The 18,651-nt window shown below is 35.4% G+C and carries 22 protein-coding genes and 2 pseudogenes; 15 read left to right on the top strand and 9 right to left on the bottom strand.

Translation table 11 applies throughout. From position 1 onward, the window contains the following. Positions 1 to 159 precede the first annotated feature (159 nt). The 5 genes from Q0191_RS09445 to Q0191_RS09425 are packed head-to-tail and all read left to right on the top strand — an operon-like array spanning position 160 to position 2,935. Positions 160 to 798: a peptidylprolyl isomerase gene (locus Q0191_RS09445; protein ID WP_297665939.1), complete on the top strand. Its 639-nt coding sequence runs from the start codon at positions 160 to 162 to the stop codon at positions 796 to 798. 39 nt (positions 799 to 837) lie between these two features. Continuing rightward, entirely contained in the window at positions 838 to 1,926 is a 1,089-nt protein-coding gene (locus tag Q0191_RS09440; RefSeq protein ID WP_297665937.1) for a toprim domain-containing protein, read from the top strand. Between the two features lie 53 nt (positions 1,927 to 1,979). Next, positions 1,980 to 2,204: a DUF5965 family protein gene (locus Q0191_RS09435; protein ID WP_297665935.1), complete on the top strand. Its 225-nt coding sequence runs from the start codon at positions 1,980 to 1,982 to the stop codon at positions 2,202 to 2,204. Between the two features lie 3 nt (positions 2,205 to 2,207). Beyond that, positions 2,208 to 2,603 (top strand): DUF5945 family protein, encoded by a 396-nt coding sequence (locus tag Q0191_RS09430; RefSeq protein ID WP_297665933.1) that lies wholly within the window; start codon positions 2,208 to 2,210, stop codon positions 2,601 to 2,603. A 44-nt stretch (positions 2,604 to 2,647) separates the two neighbouring features. Beyond that, positions 2,648 to 2,935, top strand: coding sequence for a hypothetical protein (locus Q0191_RS09425; protein ID WP_297665931.1), 288 nt, complete (start codon positions 2,648 to 2,650; stop codon positions 2,933 to 2,935). Between the two features lie 23 nt (positions 2,936 to 2,958). Here the strand turns inward: Q0191_RS09425 and Q0191_RS09420 are convergent, their stop codons facing one another. From Q0191_RS09420 to Q0191_RS09400, 5 genes are read right to left on the bottom strand one after another with little or no spacing between them, the layout of a single operon-like run. Further along, the gene (locus tag Q0191_RS09420) at positions 2,959 to 3,258 is read right to left on the bottom strand and encodes a DUF5960 family protein (RefSeq protein WP_125371699.1); all 300 of its coding nucleotides are present in this window, start codon (positions 3,256 to 3,258) and stop codon (positions 2,959 to 2,961) included. Continuing rightward, positions 3,245 to 3,613: a hypothetical protein gene (locus tag Q0191_RS09415; RefSeq protein WP_297665929.1), complete on the bottom strand. Its 369-nt coding sequence runs from the start codon at positions 3,611 to 3,613 to the stop codon at positions 3,245 to 3,247. Before Q0191_RS09415 ends, Q0191_RS09420 begins: the two co-directional genes overlap by 14 nt. After that, the gene (locus Q0191_RS09410) at positions 3,610 to 5,025 is read right to left on the bottom strand and encodes a Y-family DNA polymerase (RefSeq protein ID WP_297665928.1); all 1,416 of its coding nucleotides are present in this window, start codon (positions 5,023 to 5,025) and stop codon (positions 3,610 to 3,612) included. Before Q0191_RS09410 ends, Q0191_RS09415 begins: the two co-directional genes overlap by 4 nt. Positions 5,026 to 5,029: 4 nt before the next feature. Further along, positions 5,030 to 5,164: a hypothetical protein gene (locus tag Q0191_RS09405; RefSeq protein ID WP_259273733.1), complete on the bottom strand. Its 135-nt coding sequence runs from the start codon at positions 5,162 to 5,164 to the stop codon at positions 5,030 to 5,032. 2 nt (positions 5,165 to 5,166) lie between these two features. After that, a complete protein-coding gene (locus Q0191_RS09400) occupies positions 5,167 to 5,859 on the bottom strand; it encodes an XRE family transcriptional regulator (protein WP_297665927.1) in 693 nt (230 codons plus the stop codon). A 189-nt stretch (positions 5,860 to 6,048) separates the two neighbouring features. On the opposite strand from Q0191_RS09400, the gene Q0191_RS09395 reads away from it, so the two are divergent. The 7 genes and pseudogenes from Q0191_RS09395 to Q0191_RS09365 all read left to right on the top strand — a co-directional run bounded on the left by Q0191_RS09395 (position 6,049) and on the right by Q0191_RS09365 (position 11,879). Further along, positions 6,049 to 7,482: a hypothetical protein gene (locus tag Q0191_RS09395; RefSeq protein ID WP_297665926.1), complete on the top strand. Its 1,434-nt coding sequence runs from the start codon at positions 6,049 to 6,051 to the stop codon at positions 7,480 to 7,482. A gap of 326 nt (positions 7,483 to 7,808) precedes the next feature. Beyond that, positions 7,809 to 8,171: an SAG1252 family conjugative relaxosome accessory protein gene (locus tag Q0191_RS09390; protein ID WP_297665924.1), complete on the top strand. Its 363-nt coding sequence runs from the start codon at positions 7,809 to 7,811 to the stop codon at positions 8,169 to 8,171. Positions 8,172 to 8,177: 6 nt separating this feature from the next. Next, positions 8,178 to 8,543, top strand: coding sequence for a MobC family plasmid mobilization relaxosome protein (locus Q0191_RS09385; protein ID WP_297665922.1), 366 nt, complete (start codon positions 8,178 to 8,180; stop codon positions 8,541 to 8,543). Then, a complete protein-coding gene (locus Q0191_RS09380) occupies positions 8,530 to 10,407 on the top strand; it encodes an SAG1250 family conjugative relaxase (RefSeq protein WP_297665920.1) in 1,878 nt (625 codons plus the stop codon). The genes Q0191_RS09385 and Q0191_RS09380 overlap by 14 nt, the downstream gene beginning before the upstream one ends. A gap of 176 nt (positions 10,408 to 10,583) precedes the next feature. Further along, positions 10,584 to 10,976: pseudogene (locus tag Q0191_RS09375) on the top strand (GbpC/Spa domain-containing protein); the annotation flags it as partial. Then, complete coding sequence (locus Q0191_RS09370; RefSeq protein ID WP_367170457.1) at positions 10,976 to 11,680, top strand: IS30 family transposase; 705 nt, start codon at positions 10,976 to 10,978, stop codon at positions 11,678 to 11,680. The pseudogene Q0191_RS09375 and the gene Q0191_RS09370, both read left to right, overlap by 1 nt. Next, positions 11,643 to 11,879 (top strand): hypothetical protein, encoded by a 237-nt coding sequence (locus Q0191_RS09365; protein ID WP_297665916.1) that lies wholly within the window; start codon positions 11,643 to 11,645, stop codon positions 11,877 to 11,879. The genes Q0191_RS09370 and Q0191_RS09365 overlap by 38 nt, the downstream gene beginning before the upstream one ends. Positions 11,880 to 12,002: 123 nt before the next feature. On the opposite strand, the gene Q0191_RS10510 is transcribed toward Q0191_RS09365, so the two are convergent. Beyond that, positions 12,003 to 12,200, bottom strand: a complete 198-nt coding sequence (locus tag Q0191_RS10510) for a helix-turn-helix domain-containing protein (RefSeq protein ID WP_367170455.1) — start codon at positions 12,198 to 12,200, stop codon at positions 12,003 to 12,005. Continuing rightward, positions 12,157 to 13,002 (bottom strand): AraC family ligand binding domain-containing protein, encoded by an 846-nt coding sequence (locus Q0191_RS09360; RefSeq protein WP_297665914.1) that lies wholly within the window; start codon positions 13,000 to 13,002, stop codon positions 12,157 to 12,159. Before Q0191_RS09360 ends, Q0191_RS10510 begins: the two co-directional genes overlap by 44 nt. A 148-nt stretch (positions 13,003 to 13,150) precedes the next feature. Between Q0191_RS09360 and Q0191_RS09355 the strand changes: the two genes are divergently transcribed. Together Q0191_RS09355 and Q0191_RS09350 are read left to right on the top strand one after the other, a co-directional pair. Beyond that, positions 13,151 to 14,500 (top strand): DUF4038 domain-containing protein, encoded by a 1,350-nt coding sequence (locus Q0191_RS09355; RefSeq protein WP_297665912.1) that lies wholly within the window; start codon positions 13,151 to 13,153, stop codon positions 14,498 to 14,500. A gap of 11 nt (positions 14,501 to 14,511) precedes the next feature. Continuing rightward, positions 14,512 to 14,646: pseudogene (locus Q0191_RS09350) on the top strand (PTS transporter subunit EIIB); the annotation flags it as partial. A 7-nt stretch (positions 14,647 to 14,653) separates the two neighbouring features. Here Q0191_RS09350 and Q0191_RS09345 read toward each other — a convergent pair. Together Q0191_RS09345 and Q0191_RS09340 are read right to left on the bottom strand one after the other, a co-directional pair. Continuing rightward, positions 14,654 to 15,500 (bottom strand): IS630 family transposase gene (locus Q0191_RS09345; protein ID WP_297665908.1). Its coding sequence is split into 2 segments (ribosomal slippage): positions 14,654 to 15,182 and positions 15,181 to 15,500, totalling 849 coding nucleotides; the frame shifts between segments, so codons are not numbered across the junction. 630 nt (positions 15,501 to 16,130) lie between these two features. Continuing rightward, complete coding sequence (locus tag Q0191_RS09340) at positions 16,131 to 17,141, bottom strand: AraC family transcriptional regulator (RefSeq protein ID WP_297665906.1); 1,011 nt, start codon at positions 17,139 to 17,141, stop codon at positions 16,131 to 16,133. Positions 17,142 to 17,273: 132 nt separating this feature from the next. Here Q0191_RS09340 and Q0191_RS09335 point away from each other — a divergent pair, with 132 nt between their 5' ends. After that, on the top strand, positions 17,274 to 18,644 hold the full coding sequence (locus Q0191_RS09335) for an MFS transporter (RefSeq protein ID WP_297665904.1): 1,371 nt from the start codon (positions 17,274 to 17,276) through the stop codon (positions 18,642 to 18,644). The last annotated feature ends 7 nt before the right edge of the window (positions 18,645 to 18,651 follow it).

Raw genomic sequence — 18,651 nt, 5'->3', positions numbered from 1 at the left:
AATCTAGCTTTTCATTCACTACATTTCTCCTACCGATAACAATTTATTATCACTAGTATACCACAAATTACTATTAAATATATTTTTCTTGTGATAACTTTTTCAAGTTCATCTTGTTATGATGGTGCTATCTTATGAAAAAAGGAGGTAGCGCTAGTGATGTTAAACAAAATGAAGGCTCGGTTGCTCATTGGCTTCGGTGGTCTAGCAGTCACCAGCTTTATGGTGATGATGGGTTACACCATTGGTTCTCAGTCTGTTACCAATCATACACAGAAACAAATTCAGACTGAGGCTCATAAACTGTTGACCAAAGAGAAAGAAAAGGAAAAAGGAAATGTCCTTTCTGATGAATTGGTTAAGGAATTTCTCACGCAATACTACACCAAGGAAAAGCTGGGAGAGAACAACAACCGTATTAAGCCCTATATGACAGATTCTGCTTATAAGGAAGAAGTTGCTCGTCAAGAAGAATCCATCAACCAAGTCTATAAGGATTATATGTTGGATTATCGCTTCGAATCTGCTCAAATCTATGTCAATACAGAAGACAATGAAGCCCTTGCAGAGGTTACTTATCAAGTTGTTTATGTGTCAGATGTCAGCGATAAGGCTCAGAAAAGTATACAGACAGAAACAAGAACTCTTAAACTCTCTTATGCCAAAATGTCAGATAAACTCCTTGTCAATCAGGTAACCATTTGGAATGGGAAACTAGAGGATTTAAAAGAAATTTCTGATGGAGTTAAATCAAGCATTCCAAAGATTCAAGGCACTACTACAGGTGAGACCAACTAGCAGGAGTTACTCTTCTGCTTTTTTTGATAGGGAGATGAGATGACAAGAATTGAAGCAGTGAAACACAAGGCGATTTTAGACGTGGCAGGAAGTCTAGGCTATTCTTTTAGAAGATTATCAGGACAAGTCTATGAACATCCAGAACACGATTCCTTTAAAATTTTTGCGGATACCAATACCTTTAAATGGTTTTCACGTGATATACAAGGAGATGTGATTGATTTCGTTCAGTTAATGGCAGGGGTGTCTTTTAAAGAAGCCTTGTCTTACCTTGAAACTGGAGACTTTGAACAGGCTAAGGTGGTCGAAGAGACCTATCAACCCTTTCGTTATTATCTAAGAGAAGAACCATTTGACCAAGCACGAACTTATTTGAAGCAGATCCGTGGTTTGAGTGATGAGACCATCAATGCTTTTGGCAGACAAGGGCTGTTAGCACAGGCTCATTATCAGACAAAGGCCTTTCAGGAATCTGTACTTGTCTTTAAGAGTTATAATCATCAGGGTCAGTTAGAAGGGGCAAGCCTGCAAGGGCTTGTCAAAAATAATGAGAGACATGATCGAGGATACCTCAAGAAAATCATGAAAGCTTCTCATGGTTATATAGGGATGAGCTTTGACATAGAAAAACCTAAACGCCTTATCTTTTGTGAATCGGTGGTTGATATGATGAGCTATTATCAACTTCATGAGAAGCAGTTATCAGATGTTCGTTTGGTTTCTATGGAAGGCTTAAAACTGTCTGTGATTGCTTATCAGAGCCTACGACTAGCCGCTGAGGAACAAGGTAAACTTGAGTTTTTAGATACTGTCAAACCAAGTCGATTAACGCATTACCTTCAGACCATTCAGGAGACGACTACTTTTTTTCAGACACACTCAGGTTTATTGACTTTGGCTGTTGATTATGACGAAGCAGGGCGTGATTTTTGTCAGAAGTTATCTGAGAAAGGACTTCCCATTGAAACAGACCTACCACCATTACAGGAACTGGAAACTAAAGCTGATTGGAACGATGTCGTGAAATTTCAGAGAGATCTTTCTCTAAAGGATGTGATCCAACCGGCTAAGTTACAGGTTGTCAGAAGTAACCCTTCACCTAAGCGAAATATGGTTTTAGACTTGTGATAACAAAATCAAGTTTCTTATCATAAGCTAGAAAGGAATAAGGAGGAGACCCTATGAGTGTGATTGAACGCTTAGCTGCAAGAGTAGCTAGGCAAGAGGACAAAGTTGCGAAGGAGACGGAAAAACTAGAGACCTATCGCAATCAATTACAAACAGCGATGTATCAAGCCTTTATCAAACGCCAACAAAATAGTTCCTGGACTTTTGATGAAGCATTGACGCAGGCCTTTGGCCAAGAAGAACAACCAACACTATCCGATAATAGAAACGAGGAATAACACATGACAAAAAATTGGACCTTTGACCAACCCCTAGATGATAAAATACCAACGTCTTCATCAGAAGAACGTGCGAAGATTGCGGCACTATTTCATCAGGAAAAACATCAAGAAATTGAAGATGTGGATTATGTAGCAGCCTTTGAGATGGAACAACAAAAGGCTAAAGATCAGTCTGTTTCACAACCAAAGCCACAGGAGAAAATAGAGCCAAGACAAGTTCCATCGCCTACCATTACCAGCGACTACAAGCAACATTTAGCCAATGTCATGGCTCAAAATAATGAGGACATTCTTCAAAGTCAGAAGAAAATCGAAGAGTTGCACCAGTTGATTGATGATAAGAATAAGCACAATAAAAAACTACAAGCCATTTCAGAAGCTATTGATGACTTGTAAGTACGAGCAGCCCTTACAAGGGCTGCTTTTTAAAAGGAGAGAAGATGAGGTTATTCAAAAAGCAAAGACATAACCAAGTTAATTTTAAACGGCTCATTCATCGCTTATCAGGAATGTCTGAAGCTGACTTATATAAGGTCAACCAATTATTAGATGTTGTTTTTGATTCGACCAGTCAATCGACCAGTGACGTAAAAAAAGCTCCTCAAGATGTACAAAAGGAGCCGACCCTAGATGAGACCATTACTGAAGCTAAGAATATGCTGAAGACTGAGCAACTTGAAAAACGGATAGAGCAGTTTAGGCAGGCGAAGAAACCTAAAAATGAGTAAAAAAATTAGGCGTTAATGTTGGTCTAATCTTTTTGTCTAATACTTGTTGTTCGCTGATAAACATACTTTCTTGTCAATTTACTATCATTTAGATTTTCTATGTCAAAGATAAAATAATGATCACGATTGTCTTTGGCATTTTCTTTATTGAGTTTGAAATAGTTTTTAGCTGATTTCGCCATTGCCAACATAATATCATCTGTTAGAAAAGTCAGTGGAGTATCTAGTGCTGAGTAGCGATAGAAGTCACTTTCAAATTTTCGGTAATGTTCGCTGAAGTAGTCCATCTGTAATTCATTTTTATAAAAATCAAGCTGATTCATGGTAGACCTCCTCAACTAATGTGATAGTTATAATATCTTCTAAAGCGATAGTGATATGTCCGTCACTGGTTTTTAGAATGACCTCATCCGTTGATAGTGTCGGAACGGTTCCGATAATAGTTTGATAGTCATTTTTCTGTATTCTAGTCACCTGTATCGTTAATTGATTGGTGTAACTTTGACTGAGTAACAACAACTTTTGATTTAGCGATAGCTCCGAAAGATAGTTGATTTGCTTATCGTCATCTGATAAAGCAGAGGTGTGTTCAGATAAAAAGAACCCCATCCACTTTTGCATTTTAACATCTTGATAGTCTCTTGCGGATTGAAATGGTAAGTATGATCGGTCAATCATTGTAATCCCTCCAAGCCACCTGCTGAGTGGCCTCCTATTAGTTTACTTCTTGCAATGTTCCTGGAACTGTCTAAGAGGGCAGTTCCTTTTTGAACCGCTAAAAAACCGAATTGGTCTCTAATATGATCAATAGTTCGCTGTAAGTTTTCTTCTTCCTCTGTTGCTTCGACATCATCAAATAAGGAGATTAAGGCATAGCTTTCATCAACAAATCCTGAGTAATTGACTGCAATCCCCCGAACAGCTCCTGAAGTGTACTTTTTACGAAAAAGCGTTAGCACGGTATCTGTAAGCAGACGTGTTTGGTTAGTAGGTTCTATCTTCATTTGAGTGTTGATTGGCTGTTTCATTTCCGTTTTAGAATAGGTCACAACAACGGAAACAATAGTCGCTTTCTGATGTTCTCGTCTCATTCGGATAGCCACCTGTTCAGCCATTTCACTCAGGACAACCTCAATATCACGCTGCTTAACGTAGTCACGAGGTAGCACCTGAGAGTTTCCAAGTCCGTGTGATTTTGGTTTATAGGGTTGATGAACATTACTTTCATCAACTCCGTTAGCATGAAACCATAACTGAACCCCAACCTTTCCAAATTCTTTTTTCAATAAATCAGGGTTGCTATTGGCTAGTTCCTTGATAGAGGTAATTCCTAGTTTGTGAAGGCGTTTTTCTGTTCTAGAACCAATACCCCAAAAATCAGATAGTTTAGGGATTGACCAGACTTTTGTTTCCACATCTTCGTAGGACCAATTGGCACGCATGGTTGGTGTTCGTTTGGCTTCATTGTCTAGAGCGAGTTTGGCCAATAATGGGTTAGCATTACTCATACCGATGGTAGAATAGATACCCGTCTTTTTCCAAATGTCATGTTGTAACTTAGCAGAGACGACGTCTAATTTCGCTTTTCTATCCATCTGTTTATCACTCACAAAGTAATTGAGTGAGGAGGTTAAATCAATAAATCCTTCATCAATGGAGTAGGGGAGAATATCTTCAGGAGCAGCATAATCTTGGAAAATGTGCTGAATGTCAATATTCTTTTTGATATAGCGATCCATACGTGGTGGGACAATAAGCGTTCGCTTAGCCCAATGTTCAATATAAGAAACATAACGTGCTGATATGTCTAAGCCTTGACGCTTGGCATTATAGTAGTCAAATTTTCTTGTAGTGATGTCAAAGGGTAAATCGTAGGCACGGCCGACATTATTTTTTCCAAAAACTTTTTTGAACATGGGAGAAGAGGCCAAAATCAATCCACCAGCGTTGTCAGCTCGGCTCATAACACAGAGAGAAGTATGTAAAGGGTTTAATCCTCTGTCTACACACTCTACAGAAGCATAAAAGGATTTCATGTCAATGAAAGCTATATCTGAACGCGGCTCTTTTGTGTAATCAATATAGCCCATGTCTTTAGTTCCTTTTTAGATTTTCTAACTGTTCTATCAGTTCTTGAATATGATCGGTAATATCATACTCTTTGAGATAAGGCGTAAAATAAATACGATTGTTTTTAAGATAAATCATTTCTTTAGCAGTTACTGACATGTTTACGCTCCTATAACAGGCATAAAGTGACTCACGACAAGTCCTACAATTCGAGGATTATCTTCATAAGGAATCCATTTATCAGGGTAGCTATCGTTGAGTGATACCATTCTATAACCATTTTCTTCTCGATAGAGTTTTTTGATATAGACGGAGTCATTCCAGGATAGGGCGTAGACGGCACCATCATAATCAAAACCGCTAGCACGGATTAGAGCTACTTCACCATCAAGATAGATAGGTTCCATGGAATCTCCTGTAATCCAAGCAGCAATATCATAACCATATTGTTCTTCTTCGGCATAGACGGTTTCTGTTTCATATTCATCAAATAGTGATTCCCCAAGACCAGCAGAAAGAGAAACATCAGATAACACTTCCACCGCAAATAGTGGCACAATCTTATCAATTGATTGTTGTGTTTGAAGCAATCCTTCGGCATACTCATCCACCTTATCTTGATTTTCCGAGGAGAGTTGGAGGTAGGTGTTCACAATCTTGTATTCTGATTCAAAATAGGTTGTTGGAACATCAAGTATTCTTGCAAGAGTAGCAAGATTCTTTTGATTAGGAACGGATTTACCTGCCTCCCATTTATTATATGAAGCTCTATTGATTTTTAACAGATTAGCTAGCTCAGATTGAGAATATTGCTTTTCCATTCTACATTCTTTAAGACGGATACCAGAAAACATAAATCAAAACTCCTGTTGCTTTATTATGCAACAATTATATCAAAAATTTTTTAAGATGCAAATTTTTAAAACGTTATAACTCTCTACAATGATAACTTTTTATTTGTGTATTGGTATGATATAATTGAAGAGGGAATTAAGTATTTATTATTTAGTGTTAATATTAATTTTTAGTGAGGATTTACTTTTATGACTAATGACTTAACTAGGAACAACATTGATAGTTTACCGGGTAATTCATTTATTGGTTTTGAGAATTATTTGGCGAGTTATGGATTGCCTACTGAGAATGTTATTGCTTCTGAGGAGGAGAGAAAGATGATGCAAAAGATGCTACCTCAGATTTTAGATAATATACCTCAGGAATCAAAAACTGATGCTAGATATCTTTCAAAATTTGTAGCAGGAGCAGCAGTAGGTTTGTATGATGCCTCATTGAATTTTGTTTGGAATGAAGTGATGACTAAGATTTACCAAAAAATAATTCATTACGGGGTGGAAATATTTTTTAATTCAGCAGTTAGTGAGTCTGATAGAGGATTATTTAAGACAGAAGAAGACTTACCACATCTTAAAGATCGTGTAGTACTAGACCATTGCAAGAAACTAGGCTTGATTTCGCAAGCATTATTTTTACGTCTATCACATATTTTAGATATGCGAAATCATGTTGGAGCTTCGCATCCAAATGATGATCAAATTCGAACAGCAGAATTATTAGGTTGGCTACAGACTTGCGTAGATGATGTTATTTCCGAAAAAATTAATAAACATGCAATAATAGTAAAAAGTCTTATCGACAATACTAAGAGTAGAGAAACTCCGTTTTCACAAGTTGATATAGAGCAATTTGAATTAAGTATAAAAGAACTATCTTCACAATTTATTGCAAATTTGACTAGTACACTTTTTGGAGTATTTGTATCTAAAAATTATGAAGGGAAACAGATAGTTCTAGAAAATTTTCTATCTCTGGCTCTGATAAGTTGGAAATACACGCAAGATTCTTCCAGATACAGTTTAGGAGAAAGGCTAGATGTTTTTAGATCACAATTTGATGAGTATAAAATAAAACAATCTGAATTATTTTTTGAAAAAGTAAATGGAAAAAAATATTATTCAACAGATCATAAGTCGATTCAATTATCTGTAAAATGTGAACAGTTGAGAAATGCTCACTTTAACTGGGATAATTATGCTAATGAAACTCCGATTGCAAGGGAAATATTAGAGTTATCTCCTAGTCCGTCAGATGTTCCAGAAATAAGAAAAGATGTATTGGTAGAAGCGTTTTTAATTTGTAGAATAGGAAAGAATGTTTCATATCAAAATGGTGTTTCACCAGGAGGTAGGATATATTATGATAGATTCTTTCAAAATTCAGATGAAGATATAGTAAGACGTATGCTTACTGTATTAAGTAGTGGTAGTATTAACTTATACGGAAAGATTCAAAATAGTAATCTACTAGAGATATTACAGTTATTGCCAAAATCTATGATTGGAGCTCAATATGTAGATATAATAGAAGCTTTAAGTGATTTTCTGCGCAATGGTAACGAAGCTGAAAATTATTTTAACACTACAGATTTTAAACGATTTAAAAAGAATTTTTTATCTTAAAAAATATTAATGAGAGCTTCGGCTCTCTTTTTTCTTACCTCCATGTCTACTATGTGATAACTTTTCCAAATCATCCTTGCTATCCTTATATCATTCCTAAGAAAATCAAATCTTGATTTTTCACTGGGGGTTAGGGGGCGTAGCCACCAAGTTATCTTATCGTTAGCTGTCAAAACTGGAAGGTTTTGATAGGCTGGCGATATGATTTTTTGGATATTGTGACCACAATGTCTGAGCTCGCAAAGACCAGAAAGGAAGATATTATGCAGTGCCGTGTCTAATACGGGGCGGGGATATACCGATAATAAAGAATTAGAAGGAGTACCATGGGAAATCTAGTTAGAGAGATACGTAAGGAAGTCAATTTCTCAATAGAAGAGTATCTACAGATACAAAATTTGATGGAACAGGGAGGTTATGAACAATTTTCCCCTTTTGCTAGAGGTAAATTATTGGAGATTAATCTCCAATCATCCCAGCAGCTTGAAGAATGGATAAAATATTTACAGCACCAAAAAGTAGAACAGATTTACCGAGATGTATATGAAATACTTGTTCTGGCAAGGTTGTCTCAATCCGTTACTATGGAGCATCTTGAAATCATTTTGACTTGTGTCAAAGACTTGATGAAGGAAATTGAGATAAGTATTCCATTGAGCCATTCATTCAAAGACAAGTACATGAGGTAAGCTATTATGGAAAATCGTTATCGAACCAATTTGAAAAAGGTGTATTTGAGTGATCAAGAATTAATTATCCTCAACAAAAATTTTGCTCAGAGTCAGTGTCCAAGCTTTTCTCATTATGCCAGAAAAACCTTACTCGATCCTGGTATGAATTTTATTACAATCGATACAAGCGGATTTCAAGATCTGATTTTTGAAATTCGTAGGATTGGAAATAATATAAACCAGATTGCACGTGCGGTAAATCAAAGCCACCTATTAAGTCTTCAACAAGTAAAAGAATTGCAGCTTTGTATATCAGAATTGGAAAAACAGTTACAAAAAGATTTTGACATCAAGTGCCAACAATTAAGAGAATTTTATGGTCATCACTAAGCATTATGCCGTTCATGGGAAAAAATACCGCCGTCAATTGATTAAGTATATTCTTGATCCTAAGAAGACCAGGAATTTATCGTTGATTTCAGATTTTGGGATGAGTAATTATCTTGATTTTCCTGACTATATGGAACTGGTAAAGATGTATCAAAATAATTTCCTTTCAAATGACCAACTCTACAATTCACGGTTTGTTAGACAAGAGAAAAAGCAACAGAAAATACATGCTCATCATGTCATTCAGTCTTTTTCACCTGAGGATAATTTAAGTCCAGAGGAAATCAACCGCATAGGCTATGAAACAGTAAAAGAGTTGACAGGTGGTCAATATAAATTCATTGTTGCCACTCATGTTGATCAGGACCATTGTCATAATCATATTATTATCAACTCAATCAATAGTCAATCTCAAAAAAAGTTGAAGTGGGACTACGCTCTTGAGAGAAATTTACAAATGATTTCAGATAGAATTTCTAAAGTAGCTGGTGCCAAAATTATTCCACCTAAACGTTTTTCTCATAGGGATTACGAAGTCTATCGCCGTTCTAATCACAAATACGAATTGAAACAAAGGTTATTTTTTCTCATGGAACATTCAATTGACTTCAATGATTTTATGCAAAAAGCTGAGCAACTAAATGTCAAAATAGATTTCTCAAGAAAACATAGTCGATTCTTTATGATTGATAGAGATATGAAGCAAGTTATCCGAGGAGATAAAATGAATAAGAGGGAACCCTATTCAAAAGAATCTTTTCAACATTACTTTTCCAAGAAAAAGATTGAACAGATTTTAGAATTTTTGTTGCCAAGATCCAAGTCATTTGATGATTTAGTTGAGAAAGCTGGGTTACTGGGATTAGAATTGAAGAGCAAAATAAAAACGATAGATTTTGTTCTTTCTGATGGACAAAGCTGCATTTCCATACCAAATAAGTCATTAAGTAAGAAAAATCTTTATGACACTACGTATTTTGATAGTTATTTCAAGGAACATGATGTAGTTGAAGTGCTTCATAATAGTGAAGTAAAAACAGAATTTGAAATGTTTGAGTCACAACAGTATTCAGACATATTGACTGTAGAAGAAATAACCGAAGCGTACGAAACGTACAAGACTAAGAGAGATGCTGTACATGAGTTTGAAGTTGAGATTGCTGAAGGGCAAGTTGAAAAGATGGTTTCAGATGGGCTTTTTATTAAAGTTTGGATGGGGATTGGACAAGAAGGACTAATCTTCATTCCAAATCATCAACTAAATATCGTAGAACAAGAAAATAAGAAACAGTATAAGGTGTTTATTCGAGAAACATCTTCTTATTTCATTTATCATAAAGAGGACTCAGAAAAGAATCGCTTTATGAAAGGAAGAGACTTGATTCGCCAACTGACATATGATAATAGGTCTTTACCATATAAGAAACGAATAAGTCTGGTCGATCTTCAACAAAAAATCGAAGAAATCAATTTGTTAGTGACACTGAACACTCAAAATAAATCCTTTCTTGAGTTAAAAGATGAATTGGTTGAAGAAATCGCACAGCTAGATATTGACTTGACAAATCTACAAGAAAAAACTACCACCTTAAACAAGATGGCAGAAGTCCTTGTAAACTTACAAAGTGAGAATGAAGATACCAAGAGATTAGCTAAGTATGAGTGTTCCAAGATGAATTTATCACAGGAGCTAACAATTGAGCAGATTGAATCTGAGATTGCACTAATCGAAAACCAGATGGATAACAAAATCGAGGAATATGAAGAAGCAGTGAGAAATTTGAAGAAGTCTGGGGAATTATTAAAATATGCCAACTCAATAAAAGAGGGAATAAAGATGGAAGTAATTTTTGACAAAGTATAACAAAAAAAATAAAGTTTTTCGCTAAGATAGCTTGGCGTTACGTAGAAAAAAATACAAAATTAGTTTAATAATTTTGTATATGATATGATTTGAAATTTGTAAATAAGACGCTTTAGCAAGACTAGAAATCTCAGTCAATTAAGGAGTTGCTTTAATTTGTATAGCTATACGAATAAGATGACATTGGTCTAGAATATGTCAAAGATACTTCTGGGAAATTTGTGCCGATTAATGGTTCAACCGTTCAAGTGACTAATGAAGGTCTAGCCCGTTCTTTGGGTTCCAACCGTACAAGTGATTTGAATTTACCTGAAGAATGGGAAACCACTTCTAGTCGTTATGCTTATAAAGGAGCAATTGTCTCAACGGTTACATCGGGCAATACCTATACAGTCACCTTTGGTCAGGGAGATATGCCTAAAAATGTTGGATTGTCATACTGGTTTGCCTTGAATACCCTACCAGTTGCACGTACAGTGACACCTTATAGTCCCAAACCTCATGTAACGGTGGAACTTGAACCCGTTCCAGAACCTATTACGGTAACACCTGATGCCTTTACTCCCCAATTTGTAAAATTAAGTTAGACATAAAAAGTCATCTTACCACAAATGAGCTTGTTATGATAGAGGCTTATGTAAAAAATGGGAGCTCTATTTCTGATATTGCCAAGAGCCTGAATCGTCATCGTCATACCATTGCCAAGGTCGTGGCCTATCTCAAAGCTGGACATTCCGCAATGAACTATTATGAGCAATACAAGGCTAATAAGCGCCGTTGTGGTCGTAAAAAGTCGCAATTATCGCCAGAAGAACAGGAATTCATTCAAACTCATTTGGAAAAAGATTGGAGTTTGGATGTCATCAAGGGAGCTTATCCCGATAGGATTTCCTGCTCCATGCGGACGTTTTACCGACTGGTTGAGAGTGGGATGTTCAAGAAGGAAGACCTGCCTTGGAAAGGAAAACACAAAGCCAATGGTCATACTGAAAAACGAGGGCAACAAGCTTTCCGTAGAGAATTACGAGAGCGGGCTGAGATTTTTCCAGATTTCCATACAGAATTCGGCCATCTAGAAGGGGACACGATCATTGGGGAGAAGAGTAAAAGTGAGGTGATTACGTTGGCTGAACGCCAGTTAAAAGCTATCATCACACTGAAAACAAATGGCCGAAAGACCAGTGATATTGAGCAGGCGATCACCAACATTTATTTGGCACACAAGAGAAGATGTTTTGACTCCCTCTGTAGGTGCGTTGGAATTCAGCCTTGAATTAGAAAAAGCTGGGATACCTTACGAATTACATTTATTTGATAAAGGGAAACATGGTTTAGTACTTGGGGATTTACGTACAGGTACGAAGGCTAGTAATATGAATGCACAAGTCTATAAATGGGTTGATTTATTTCTTGAATGGATCGTTCCGTATAAAACACGAAATGGAGGTTTTTATCATCCAATCGAAAATTAATACTAAGCGGAAATCAAAGCTATCTGTTGTCAACTCGAATTGATGAGCTTCAGTTTAAAAAGGGTCTCGTTTCTGAGAAGAATTTTGATTTCATTGTGTAAAACTCAGAGCTAGATTGAAAGGTCAATCTAGCTCTGAGTTTTTTCTATATGATGCAGGGGTCATGTGAAAGGCTTTCTTAAAATCACTGTAATATTGGGTGAGATTTGAATACCCCACTTCATGAGCAATTTCCTGTATTGATTTAGTTGATATTGTCAATAGTTCACGACTGACCTCAAGCCGTTTTTTTTTGTAGTAATTTTTTGAATTTCTGTCCAGAAATCGTTTTTATTAGATGACTAAAATAACTTGTATTATAACCGAAGGCGTTTGCACAAGACTCTAAGGTAATTGAAGCATATTCTTGATTTATATATTCCAGTACATTTAATAGAAGTTGAAGTTTATGGCTATCGTCACTAGTTCCGTTTACTTCGACCGAAAACGACCGTATTAATTCTAAAAGGATTAATTGAAAGTAATGATTTTTTACTTGGAGACTTAAGAGTTTTGGCTCAACTTCCTCCATTAGCAGTTGTTGAAAAAGTAGGTGAAGCTGTGGAGAGGATTGTTGGCGATATAAGAGGTATTGATTGTTATTTTGGCTATCTGAGATAGCATAATAAAGAAATTTAACTAAAGGGGACGAGCTGCTGAGTTGGTTGAGAAAATGGTCTTTGAAATAATCGGGATTGATATTTATACTGATAATAATGTCCTCATAGTTTGGACTTTCAACTGCATGAGTAGTATTTGTATCAATCAAAATTAAGTCACCTTCTTGCAGAATAATTTTTTGTCCATTTATATAGTGTGTACTATTGCCATGATAAACATAGTTCAGTTCGATAGCATCCGTTATATGTGTGGGAACAGGCGCGAATCTACTCTGTTTCCGGATGAAAAACTGCCCTCCATTTTGACTTTCAATATCTTCCTTTAACGAAAATTGATAAACAATATCTTTATCTCGTTGTATTGTTTTGTTAGAATTCGAATAATCAAAATATATTTTTTTTAGATAGAGTTCCTCAGATTTTGTTAAGGTATATAAATAATTTTTTAGTTTAGTTTCGTTCATAATATTACCCAAAAAAATGTTATAAATAGTATAAATTATTGATATTTAAATTATAATATGAAAGCGTTATAATTACAATTGTAAAAGTAATTGGATTTGAAATTATCGTGATAAAAAAATGTTACTAAATTATCGTGAAAGGGTTAATATGTTAGAAATTTCCGAAACTAAAAAAAACTTTATAAAAGACAGTAAGCCCTGGTTCTATTTAGCCGATACCTGTTGGAGCGCTTTTACCAATATCAGTGAAGAAGACTGGGAATACTATCTGGATACTCGTAGAAAGCAAGGATTTAATGTCATTCAAGTAAATATGCTTTGGCAATGGGATTCTAGTACGACCAATTTAAACTATTTGCCTTTTCATGTAAACGAAAATGGTGAATTTGATTTTAGCCAACCTAATCAAGAATATTTTGATCGAGCGGAACGAATGGTTGCTACAGCTAGAGATAAGGGAATAGTAATTGCTTTAGTATTATTATGGTGTAACTATTTACCAAATACTTGGGCAAGTGATCTAAAGATTAGACAAGTTGGCCTATTCCCAAAAGAAGAAGTTGAAGCTTATACACGAATGGTAGTTGAACGATTTGATCAATATAATCCAATATATATCATTAGCGGAGATACGGATTTTCAGACAGAGGAAGTTATTAATGAGTACTATTCACTTTGTTTAAATACAGTGAAATTATTATCTCCAAACGCTCTGACAACTTTACATATACGCGGTAGAGAAAAGGATTTACCGAAACAATTAGAAGAGAATCCGAATCTGGATTTCTATATGTACCAATCAGGCCACAACCAACTCTATCCATCTATGTGCTACGAGTTGGGAGAATACTTTGCTAACAAAGAGCCTAAGAAACCAGTTTTGAATTCAGAACCATGTTATGAAATGATGGGCTTTAGTCGAAATGCATATGGCCGTTTTTCACGAGAAGATGTGCGGAAAGTGGCATGGCAAAGTGTCTTATCTGGAGCTCAGGCTGGTATAACCTATGGTGCTCATGGAATTTGGTCTTGGCATGATGAACGTATGGAATTTGATTCATCAATTGGAGAATCATTCGAAACCCCATATGATTGGCATCAGGCTTTGACATTCAAAGGTGCGTCAGATTATGGTTATTTAAAATCGTTCATGGAAAAGCATCATTTTGAACAACTAGTTCCCAATCAAACAATTATTCAAAATGGTCTTAAAGAGAACTCAAGTGTTTTTCAACAGGGCTCAAATTTCATCCCAAATTGTTACCAAGCTGTTAAGGAAATTCGTGCTGCAGAGACAGAAACAGAATGGATTATCTATGTACCTTCTAATATTAAATTACAATTAAAGGGGGATTTGTCTTCGAAAGATATGTTATATATTAGCTTAGATGATCATAAACAAGAAATTGTTTCCGCTATATATATTGAACAGTTCAATAAAACAGTCGTCAATATGCATCATTTTATGAAAGATGCAGTCTTAATTATAAAAAAATAAGGAGAAGAAAAATGACGTATGAATTAATGTCTCAGGAAATTCTTTCTGCTGTTGGTGGAAAGGAAAATATATCACGCGCTACACATTGTGCAACTCGTTTACGTTTGGTACTCAAAGATGAGTCCTTGGTGGATAAGGATAAAGTTGATATAGTTAATTGAAATAGGGATAGGACAAAAGAGCCTCAAGAAAAGTATCGCAATTTGGCAATACTTTTCTGAGGTGTTTTTTGATATGAGCCCATGTTTTCTCAATAGGATTATACTCAGGTGAGTATGGAGGAAGTGGTAAAAGTTTATGCCCATACTCTTCACATAAGCGCTCTAGCCTACTCATTCTATGGAATCTTGCATTATCCATAATAATAACTGACGGTGTGCTTAATGTTGGCAGCAGAAATTTCTGAAACCAGGCTTCAAAAAAGTCGCTCGTCATTGTTTCTTCATAAGTCATCGGAGCGATTATCTCACCATTTATCAGTCCTGCAACCAAAGAAATCCTCTGATACCTTCTTCCAAATACTTGACCTTTTATCAATTGTCCTCTTAATGAGCGGCCATATTCTCGATAAAAATAAGTATCGAATCCTGTTTCATCAATATAAACAGGTGTTAAGTGCTTTAAACGATTAAAATGTTTAAGAAATAAAGCTACTTTTTCTGGATCTTGTTCATAGTAGGTATGGTTCTTTTTTTCGAGTATATCCCATAGCTTTGAGAGCATAGTGAATCGCCGTTGGATGACAATCAAATTCAGACGCTATTTCTGTCAAATAAGCATCCGGATGGTCATTAAGATAGTTTTTGAGTCTATCTCTATCAACTTTTCTTGGTTTTGTTCCTTTTGCTTGATGGTTTAGGTTCCCTGTTTTCTCTTTTAGTTTTAACCAGCCATAAATGGTATTTCGTGAGATTTGGAAAACATCTGATGCTTCGGTGATACTACCTGTTCGTTTACAATAGGCGAGAACTTTTTTACGAAAATCTAATGAATATGCCATAAAAACATTATATCACAATGTACTATTTGTGTTTCATTTTACTATAAAGTCAACATTTATGGACTGCAACAAATTGGTAAGATAGTCAAGTTTTAAAGCGCCGAAAAATACAGTCTGAAATATATAGTTACACCAATATAAAGGTTTTGGATTGATATTATCGAGAATGCAAGAATACCTGTTACACTCTAGGACAACAGGAAAAAATGCTAACAAAAACTATTTAGAGGATTGTTCTTAATCAAGAAGGATATAATTATTGAACTTGAAAAGAGTTTTTGAGAATTATACATGTCAAGCAAAATAACATCTGAAAAAAAGCAAGAGGAAGATTTTATATAGTCTTTTAGTTTGTTTTTAGTACAAGGCAACGAGCTGCAGGCTATACTGAAGTACGGCAAAGCGAGTTAACGAAGTAATCAAAGATAAACTAAATGACTATATAAAGTGTGATAGAAGTAGGATTAAAATTTTTTAAAAGTCTTACTAGAACACCCGTTAGCAATCGGATATGAAACTCAAGCACTACAGCTAAGTCAATTCTAAAGATGTCAAATAGTGGATTAGTATTTAATATTTTGGAAGATGGATATAAGCTGTAATTATGAACAAGTCGTAATGTCTTGCTTTTTAGTATTTTTTACGGTAAGAATTTGGGGTACAACAATAATGTTTTTTGAATTGTCTGAAGAAGTAGCTAGAGGATTTGAAACCAGACTCAGAAGCAACATCCTCCATTGATAAATTCGTGTTTGTTAACAAGTCGCAAGCAATGAGAAGACGTTTTTCGAGAAGGATTTGCTGAAAATTTTTTCCAATATATTTTTTTAACATATTACTAAGATAATTAGGATTATATCCAAACTCCTTTGCTAATGTAGAGAGAGCTAAGTTAGCATAATTTTGATCGATATAGATTAGTATTTTTGCATAATCAAAATTACTGGTTCTTGCTGCTCTATAAGTTTCTTCACTATAAATTCGCATTAATTCCATTAAAATAAGTTGTAGATAGTGAGATAAAAACTCACTCCCCTGAGGCATTTTTGACCAATATTCACAGAGCATTAGCTGAATTTGATTATGAAAAATTGGGTTTTGTTTGGTATCAAATACTATGTATTGGTTATGCTGTGATTCTTGATTAAAGGCGTCGGCAAGAAACTTACCTAATAAATTAGAGGTGTTTTGAAGTTTAAAAAGGAATAGTGATGAAAAGGTTTCTTCATTAATTAAAATGTTAATCAAAATATCGTCCTGTCCAAGTGCTTTAATAGAGTGTGGTACATTTCTATCTAATACACAAAGGCTACCTTGTGATAAAAAAACTTTCTCACCATTTATTATTTGTGTACATGTCCCTGAATACACGTAGTTAATTTCGATAAAGTCATGAAGGTGTTCAACCATAGGAGCAAAACGATTGTGTCGACTTATAAAGATATTACTACATTCTGAAAAAAACATTGATTTAGGAAATCTTACAATATTAAAACCAGGGTCAATGTAGCTAGGATCCGTTTGTAAAGAGTCAAAGACCGATGAATTTGAAAAATCATTAATAGCAATTCCTGTCTCTCGCTGTTTTTTTTCAAATATATTAATTTGATGTAGAAAATCTTCTAATTCAGTCAGTTTCATTGAATAAATTCCTCCAAAATATGTAGATAGTTCATTATATACTATTTATTGTGCATTGTAAACGGATACAACACTTGATAAACTAAATGGTGTAAAAAATATCTAAATTATTTAGTTTTTGGAGGAAGACAAATGGACAAAAATGTAAAACAAGCTGTTGTACCTTTAAGTGAGAAAATCACTTTTGGTTTTGGCAATTTAGCAGCCAATTTAATGATAACGACTGCTAATGGTTTTATTACCTACTTTTATACTGATGTTGTTGGACTGACAATGAGTATAGTGGGGACTATTTTGTTATTTGCTCGTCTTTTTGATGGGGTATCTGACTTAGCGATGGGTGCAGTTGTTGACAGAACTGCTACGGCAAACGGTAAAGCACGTCCTTGGATTAAACGAATGATTATTCCATATGCGTTAGCCTTGATACTATTATTTACTTCGCCTTCTTTCCTACCAGATGAAATGCGTCCTATTTATGCATTTGTTACTTATGTTATTTCATTAGCTGGTGTTTACACAATGACGATGGTGCCATACAATACGCTAATTGGAACCACTTCTTCTGATTCCAAAGTACGGGGACATTTATCAACTTCGCGTACGATATTCGGTTTTGGAGGTGCCCTTACGGTCAATGCTAGTGTTCTATATATTGTTCGCTTGTTAGGTGATGTAACTGCTACATCTTCTTGGACAAAAATGGCTGCAGTTTTTGCTTTAGTGTCTGCCGTATTATTGACAATTTTATACAAGAACTCAAAAGAACGCGTTTTAGAAACAAGTGAGGCAATCCGTGCCGATCAAGCGCAAAAGGTTTCTACGAAAGATAACATTAACGCTTTGTTTAAAAATAAATATTGGATTATTTTAATTTTAACGATGTTGATTACTTTCATCAGCTCAGGTTTAGGTGGTATTAATATTTATTATGCGCAATATGTTCTTGGTGATATTAGCAAAGTTGCTCTCATTGGGATGTTGTCTTTTGCCCCAATTCTTGTAGGTAGTCTTTTTGTTCCAGCACTAATGGCTAAACTATCTAAGAAGAATGTTATGATTTTTGGTGCTCTAATTTCTGTGGTAGGCTCTTTGATTATCGCTCTATTTCCAGCACAATTCACCATGGTGTCAGTTGGACTGGCTATCCGCGGTCTTGGTGCTGCTCCGATGGCAGTGGCAGGTTTTGCCATGCTGGGTGATGTCTCCGATTATGGTGAATGGAAAACAGGAATTCGCTCAGACGGGCTCATTTTTTCAGCTGCTACTTTTGGAGAAAAAGTTGGCTCAGGCCTTGGGGGATGGATTCTCGGTATCGTTATGGCTGTAGGAGGATATGTTGCAGGAGCAACAGTTCAATCAGAAACAGCACTTATTGCGATTAAGGCCGTTTTCGCCTACATCCCATTATTTTTGTCTGTTTTGGCTGGAGCATTGATGTTTTTCTATGATTTGGATAAAAAGTTACCAGAAATTATCCAAGATTTAGAAAACCGTCGCTAGAAGAAAA

Origin of the sequence: uncultured Streptococcus sp., from assembly GCF_938036805.1 — a bacterium.
In the GTDB taxonomy this organism is placed as follows: domain Bacteria; phylum Bacillota; class Bacilli; order Lactobacillales; family Streptococcaceae; genus Streptococcus.
Note: the sequence above shows the minus strand (reverse complement) of the source record. Positions and strands in the feature narration are given on the sequence as shown.

What these genes read in the sequence shown, in the direction of transcription:
- Q0191_RS09445 (WP_297665939.1), top strand. Translation starts at nt 160, where the DNA reads ATGTTAAACAAAATGAAGGCTCGGTTGCTCATTGGCTTCGGTGGTCTA.
- Q0191_RS09440 (WP_297665937.1), top strand. Translation starts at nt 838, where the DNA reads ATGACAAGAATTGAAGCAGTGAAACACAAGGCGATTTTAGACGTGGCA.
- Q0191_RS09435 (WP_297665935.1), top strand. Translation starts at nt 1,980, where the DNA reads ATGAGTGTGATTGAACGCTTAGCTGCAAGAGTAGCTAGGCAAGAGGAC.
- Q0191_RS09430 (WP_297665933.1), top strand. Translation starts at nt 2,208, where the DNA reads ATGACAAAAAATTGGACCTTTGACCAACCCCTAGATGATAAAATACCA.
- Q0191_RS09425 (WP_297665931.1), top strand. Translation starts at nt 2,648, where the DNA reads ATGAGGTTATTCAAAAAGCAAAGACATAACCAAGTTAATTTTAAACGG.
- Q0191_RS09420 (WP_125371699.1), bottom strand. Translation starts at nt 3,258, where the DNA reads ATGAATCAGCTTGATTTTTATAAAAATGAATTACAGATGGACTACTTC.
- Q0191_RS09415 (WP_297665929.1), bottom strand. Translation starts at nt 3,613, where the DNA reads ATGATTGACCGATCATACTTACCATTTCAATCCGCAAGAGACTATCAA.
- Q0191_RS09410 (WP_297665928.1), bottom strand. Translation starts at nt 5,025, where the DNA reads ATGGGCTATATTGATTACACAAAAGAGCCGCGTTCAGATATAGCTTTC.
- Q0191_RS09405 (WP_259273733.1), bottom strand. Translation starts at nt 5,164, where the DNA reads ATGTCAGTAACTGCTAAAGAAATGATTTATCTTAAAAACAATCGTATT.
- Q0191_RS09400 (WP_297665927.1), bottom strand. Translation starts at nt 5,859, where the DNA reads ATGTTTTCTGGTATCCGTCTTAAAGAATGTAGAATGGAAAAGCAATAT.
- Q0191_RS09395 (WP_297665926.1), top strand. Translation starts at nt 6,049, where the DNA reads ATGACTAATGACTTAACTAGGAACAACATTGATAGTTTACCGGGTAAT.
- Q0191_RS09390 (WP_297665924.1), top strand. Translation starts at nt 7,809, where the DNA reads ATGGGAAATCTAGTTAGAGAGATACGTAAGGAAGTCAATTTCTCAATA.
- Q0191_RS09385 (WP_297665922.1), top strand. Translation starts at nt 8,178, where the DNA reads ATGGAAAATCGTTATCGAACCAATTTGAAAAAGGTGTATTTGAGTGAT.
- Q0191_RS09380 (WP_297665920.1), top strand. Translation starts at nt 8,530, where the DNA reads ATGGTCATCACTAAGCATTATGCCGTTCATGGGAAAAAATACCGCCGT.
- Q0191_RS09360 (WP_297665914.1), bottom strand. Translation starts at nt 13,002, where the DNA reads ATGAACGAAACTAAACTAAAAAATTATTTATATACCTTAACAAAATCT.
- Q0191_RS09355 (WP_297665912.1), top strand. Translation starts at nt 13,151, where the DNA reads ATGTTAGAAATTTCCGAAACTAAAAAAAACTTTATAAAAGACAGTAAG.
- Q0191_RS09340 (WP_297665906.1), bottom strand. Translation starts at nt 17,141, where the DNA reads ATGAAACTGACTGAATTAGAAGATTTTCTACATCAAATTAATATATTT.
- Q0191_RS09335 (WP_297665904.1), top strand. Translation starts at nt 17,274, where the DNA reads ATGGACAAAAATGTAAAACAAGCTGTTGTACCTTTAAGTGAGAAAATC.